Origin of the sequence: Synechococcus sp. BA-120 BA3, assembly GCF_034931285.1 — a bacterium.
GTDB lineage: Bacteria > Cyanobacteriota > Cyanobacteriia > PCC-6307 > Cyanobiaceae > Cyanobium.
This window is the reverse complement of sequence record NZ_JAYGHZ010000363.1, coordinates 1-4,917: the sequence shown is the minus strand read 5'-3', so window position 1 is coordinate 4,917 and position 4,917 is coordinate 1. Positions and strand designations below refer to the sequence as shown.

Genomic DNA, 4,917 nt, shown 5'->3' with positions numbered 1-4,917 from the left:
CAGCTGGGGCTGCTGGCCCGCAGCGCCTGGGCGATGGGCCGGGGGATCACCCCCCTGCTGAGCTTCAGTGAAGGCCGGGCCTTCCGCACCGCCCTGCGCCTGGAGCGCCATCCTGCCCGCGGCGAGGAGGGGTCTCTCGGTCTGGTGGCCCATTGCCACGGCTGCGGGGACCAGCAGGTGCAGGGCCTGGGGCGGCTGGGGCGGTGGCGGCCCTGCGGCTGCCCCGCGGCACCCTCCGGGGAGGTTCCGCCCCTGGCGGTGAGCGGCCCCCTCTGGATCGGCCCCCTCCAGGATCCCGCCACGCTCACGACCATGCTCCAGGAAGCCGAGACCGGCGGCGTCCACCTCGATCGCCCGGGCCGGCGGCTGCTGGAGCGGCTCCGGGCCGATCCGGCCGGCACGCCCCGCTGCTGGCCCGTGGACGCCATCGCCCGCCGGCTGGGCCAGGGCCCCCCGCCGCTGGCCGACCTGGTGGCGGCCCTGTCGGTCCAGGGGTTCCCGACCGCCCCCAGCGGCGTGATGGCCGGTCAGCTGCGCAGCGAGGCCCCCTGGCCGGTGATCGTGGCCACGGCCCGGGGCCTGCTGGCCGCGACGGCTGCTAGATAGGTACCCCGTTCCCCCCTGTCCGGGCCATGGCCTCTGAAATCTTCGGCACCGCCGCCATCTTCTGGGTGCTGATCCCTGTCGGGCTGGCGGGCGGCGCGCTGCTGCTCAAGCTTCTGAACGACTGAAGCCCCGGATCGCGCCGGCGCCGGACGCACCTCTAGGCTCAGCCCGCTTCCTTTGCTGGGGTCCATGAAGGTTCTTGTCATCGGCGGAACAGGAACCCTCGGTCGCCAGATCGCCCGTCGCGCCCTCGATGCGGGCCATGTCGTGCGCTGCGTGGTGCGATCCCCCCGCAAGGCCGCCTTCCTCCAGGAGTGGGGCTGCGACCTCACCCGCGGTGACCTGCTGGAGCCCGACAGCCTTGATTACGCCCTCGAGGGCCAGGAGGCGGTGATCGACGCCGCCACGGCCCGGGCCACCGATGGAGGCAGCGCCTATGACATCGACTGGGCCGGCAAGCAGAACCTGTTCGCGGCCTGCCGACGGGCCGGAGTGCGGCGGCTGGTGTTCATCTCCCTGCTCGATGCGGCCCGCCACCGCAGCGTGCCGCTGATGGACATCAAGGCCTGCACGGAGGAGTGGCTCGAAGCCTCTGACCTCGACTACACGATCCTGCGCTGCGTCGCCTTCATGCAGGGCCTGATCAGCCAGTTCGCCATCCCGGTGCTGGAGAGCCAGACCGTCTGGGTGAGCGGGGCCCCGACACCGATCGCCTACATGAACACCCAGGATGTGGCGCGCTTCGCCGTGGCCGCCCTGGAGCGCCCGGAAACGGTCCGGCAGGCGTTCCCCGTCGTCGGCCCCCGGGCCTGGACCACCGGGGAGATCACCCAGCTCTGCGAGCGCTACAGCGGCCGGGAGGCCCGGGTGTTCCGGGTGCCGCCGGTGCTGCTGCGGCTGATGCAGGCGATCACGAGCTTCTTCGAAGCCAGCCTGAATGTGGCCGAGCGCCTCGCCTTCGCCGAGGTGGTGGGGGGCGGCGAGGCCCTCACGGCACCGATGGAGGCCAGTTATGCCGCCTTCGGCCTCGATGCGGCCGAGACCACCCGCCTGGAGGACTACCTCAAGGAGTATTACGACACGATCCTGCGGCGCCTGCGGGAGATGGAGTCGGACCTCGACAAGGAAGCCAAGAAGAAGCTGCCGTTCTGAGCACTCCGGCGCACCAGTTCGTGTGTACTATTGCTGCCTTTGGCGGCGACCATGGCGATTTCCCAGATCAAGAACCTGCAGCGGCGTCTGGCGAACCTCGAGGAGGAGGCGATCGCCGAGCTCACCCGTGCCTGCGGCCATGAGCTCTGGGCCTCCCTGGGCTTCGATGCCTTCGATGGCCTCGAGGATCCCGACCGCCGTGCCCGGGCCAACTACTACTACGGCCAGCTGCAGACCGTCAGGGAGCTGAAGGACGCCCTGGCGGTCTGAGCAGGGCCCCCAGCCGCTGCCGCTCCGAGGGGCTCACCTCGCGCCAGTCGCCCGGCGCCAGCCCGGCCAGGTCCAGCGGCGGGCCCCCATCCATCAGGTCGATCGCCGTGCGCAGCAGGCGCAGGGTGGGCAGGCCCACCGCCGCGGTCATGCGCCGCACCTGACGGTTGCGCCCTTCCCGCAGCTCCAGCTCCAGCCAGGCCGTCGGCACCCGCAGGCGGTGCCGGATCGGCGGCTCCCTTGCCGGCAGAGAGGGGTCATCCACCGCCCTGGCCCGGGCCGGCAGGGTGCGGCGTCCCTTGACCATCACCCCCCGGCGGAGGCTGTCGAGGGCCGTCTCGGTGACGGCACCCTCCACCTGCACCAGATAGCGGCGCCAGTGGCCCCGGGCCGGATCGGTGAGCCTGGCCTGGAGGCGGCCATCGTCGGTGAGCAGCAGCAATCCCTCGCTGTCCGCGTCCAGCCGACCGGCGGCGTAGACGTCGGGGCGATCGATGTGGTCCGCCAGGGTCCCCCAGGCACTGCCCGGTTCGGGCCGGAACTGGCTGAGGACCCCGTAGGGCTTGTGGAAGAGGAGGGTGGTGCTCACCGCCTCCGCTGTCAGGAGCTTTCCCTGGCCCGCCAGAGGTTGACCACGCCGATCGAGATCAGCAGCAGGCCCAGATCCATCGCGATGGGGGGAAGGATCATGGGGAGCCGGAGGCGGGAGGCCGGCCGACCCTATCGCTCGGCGACCGCCGTCGTGTGGCGCGGCCGCGACGAGGTGGGGCGCGCTGGGCGCCTAAGCTGATCCTCTGTTGTCATCCCCAGGCCAGCCGACCCGCATGATCGAAACGTCCGGTGTGATCGAAAAGGAGCAGGGCAACGGGTTCTACCTCGTCACCCTGGAGCAGCCTGCCGGTCACCAGTGCCTCTGCCGGGCGGCGGGCAAGCTCACCAAGTTCCGCATCAAGCTGCTCGCCGGCGACAAGGTGCTGGTCGAGATCAGCCCCTACGACCTGACCCGGGGCCGCATCACCTACCGGGAGCGCAACGCCGGTGCCACCGGTCCCCGGCCCGGCGGCAACCGTCCCGGCGGCCCCCGGCGCCGCTGAGCACGGCCGGGCCACCCAAGTCCTGGGGTCCCGGAGCTCGAAGCTCAGGGCCCGGAACCCTCAGATCTCCAGCAGGCCGTCGGTTTCCGGGCGGCGGTCCAGGTGCAGGTCCCTCGGCACCATCAGCACGTTGGCCTGCAGCAGTTCGGGGTGGTCCTCGAGGGTGAGGAGCCACTCACGGAACTCCTCGTTGATGGCGTAGCTGTCCTCGAACAGCTCCCGGCCGTCCAGGGCTGCCCGCCGTGCCAGGGCCCAGCAGACGGCCACGGTCACCCGTCGATGGACGGCCGCATCCAGGGGCGTATCGGAAAAACCGTCGTGATCGCTGGCGTCGTCTCTTGGCCTGTCCATCGGGGTGATCTCGGTGGATGTCCTGTGGTGCCCACGTTGGCGGCTGGTGGGCGCAACGACGGTGTTGGTTGTCACATCGTTGCAGGAAAAGCGCCTGCGACAAGCCAAGCCAGGCCAAAAATTAAGCCGATCGGCCCCTTCAGGCCGACCGGCGCCCGAGGTTCGGCAGCACGGGGCCGCTGACGCTGATCATCCGCCCGGCGTCGTCCGCCAGGGCCTGCAGCGGCAGGCGCTCGTCGCTGCCCGGTGCCCTGCCCCCGGCGGCGGCCGTCTCCGGCGCACGCGCGCGGATCACGTAGGGCTCGCTCACGGTCCAGCCCCGGGCGTAGCCGATCAGCAGCGGATCGGCCGGCGCGAACACATAGGACGGCCGCCGTGGGATGGATTCCTGACCGGAGCGATCCCCGTCCATGCGCACGGCCCTGGTGATCGCCTGCACGAAGCGGCTGCGGGTGACCACGGTGGTGAGGTAGGCCACCACCCGTAGGCGCGGGGCGTCGAAGCCTTCGGCGCACATGTCGATGCTCACCAGCCAGTCGGCCTCTCCGGCCTGGAAGGCCGCCAGGCGTTGAGCCGCCTCCGGATCCTGGGAGTGCACCAGATGCACCCGGTCCCCCTCCTGGGCCAGCAGGTCGGCGATGGTGCCGGCGTGGCCGATGTCGCGGGCCACCACCAGCCCGCCCGCCCCCGGGTGCTCCAGCCGCACCCGCTCCAGGCGGCGGCGGGCCTGGAGCAGCAGCCGCAGGGCGATGCCGCCCCGATCCCCGGGCCAGATGGCCCGACGCAGGTTGCGGGCCCGCCAGCTCTCCCGTTGCTCCGCCGAGAGGGGGGAGGTCTCGGTGTCCCGTCCGTCCTCCGGGCGTCCGTGCTCCACCCAGCCATCCTGGAAGCGGAATTCCAGGGGCCGCACGTCGCCGGCGGCGATCAGGGCCCGGGGCTCGACGCAGAGGTCCGGGATGATCCGCTCGGCCGGGCCGTCCTGGTCGTGCATCCGGATCCGGCGGGCGGCACAGAAGCCGAGGTTGTCGGCGCGGAAGGGGGTGCCGGTCAGCCCCAGCCGCAGCCGGGCACCGCCGCTGAGGCTGCTGAAGGCGTGGCCCCAGGCCGTGGCCTCCGGCTCCAGGGGGTCGAGGCCCAGGTGGTGCACCTCGTCGGCGATCGCCAGCCAGGGCCGGCCCGCCAGCAGGCGGCCCAGCTCCAGCTCCAGCCTCAGGCGGTGCAGGGCCGCCCCCTGGTAGCTGAGCAGCAGCCCCTGGCCGGCGGACGGAGGAGGGTCTCCCCCCGGGGCGTCCCATTCCCGCAGGTCCAGGCCGAGGCGGGCGGCGGCGTGGATCCACTGGCGGCCGATGGCGCTGCGGTGGCAGAAGACCACGAACCGCTCCAGCCGCCCCTCCCGCTGCAGCTGCCGGAAGGCGAGCAGGGCCCCCAGGGTCTTGCCGGCCCC

Annotated in this window: 7 protein-coding genes and 1 pseudogene; 5 read left to right on the top strand and 3 right to left on the bottom strand. The window is 72.1% G+C overall.

Annotated features, from left to right (window positions below; genetic code table 11):
* The 4 genes and pseudogenes from VB737_RS14900 to VB737_RS14885 form a co-directional block, all read left to right on the top strand.
* Positions 1-606 (top strand): annotated as a pseudogene (locus tag VB737_RS14900) (N2,N2-dimethylguanosine tRNA methyltransferase); the annotation flags it as partial.
* 26 nt (positions 607-632) lie between these two features.
* Complete coding sequence (gene petM / locus VB737_RS14895) at positions 633-731, top strand: cytochrome b6-f complex subunit PetM (protein ID WP_015108796.1); 99 nt, start codon at positions 633-635, stop codon at positions 729-731.
* A gap of 64 nt (positions 732-795) precedes the next feature.
* A complete protein-coding gene (locus VB737_RS14890; protein WP_500314108.1) occupies positions 796-1,758 on the top strand; it encodes an NAD(P)H-binding protein in 963 nt (320 codons plus the stop codon).
* A 51-nt stretch (positions 1,759-1,809) separates the two neighbouring features.
* Positions 1,810-2,028 (top strand): DUF8669 family protein, encoded by a 219-nt coding sequence (locus VB737_RS14885; protein ID WP_500314106.1) that lies wholly within the window; start codon positions 1,810-1,812, stop codon positions 2,026-2,028.
* On the opposite strand, the gene VB737_RS14880 is transcribed toward VB737_RS14885, so the two are convergent.
* Positions 1,997-2,617 (bottom strand): pseudouridine synthase, encoded by a 621-nt coding sequence (locus tag VB737_RS14880; RefSeq protein ID WP_500314105.1) that lies wholly within the window; start codon positions 2,615-2,617, stop codon positions 1,997-1,999. The two genes, VB737_RS14885 and VB737_RS14880, sit on opposite strands and share 32 nt — an antisense overlap.
* 235 nt (positions 2,618-2,852) lie before the next feature.
* Between VB737_RS14880 and infA the strand changes: the two genes are divergently transcribed.
* Entirely contained in the window at positions 2,853-3,122 is a 270-nt protein-coding gene (gene infA, locus VB737_RS14875; protein WP_015108791.1) for a translation initiation factor IF-1, read from the top strand.
* Positions 3,123-3,182: 60 nt separating this feature from the next.
* On the opposite strand, the gene VB737_RS14870 is transcribed toward infA, so the two are convergent.
* Together VB737_RS14870 and VB737_RS14865 are read right to left on the bottom strand one after the other, a co-directional pair.
* Entirely contained in the window at positions 3,183-3,473 is a 291-nt protein-coding gene (locus VB737_RS14870) for a DUF8673 family protein (protein ID WP_094583933.1), read from the bottom strand.
* Positions 3,474-3,612: 139 nt separating this feature from the next.
* The coding region (locus tag VB737_RS14865; protein ID WP_500314103.1) for a DEAD/DEAH box helicase at positions 3,613-4,917 on the bottom strand (1,305 nt) is incomplete at its 5' end.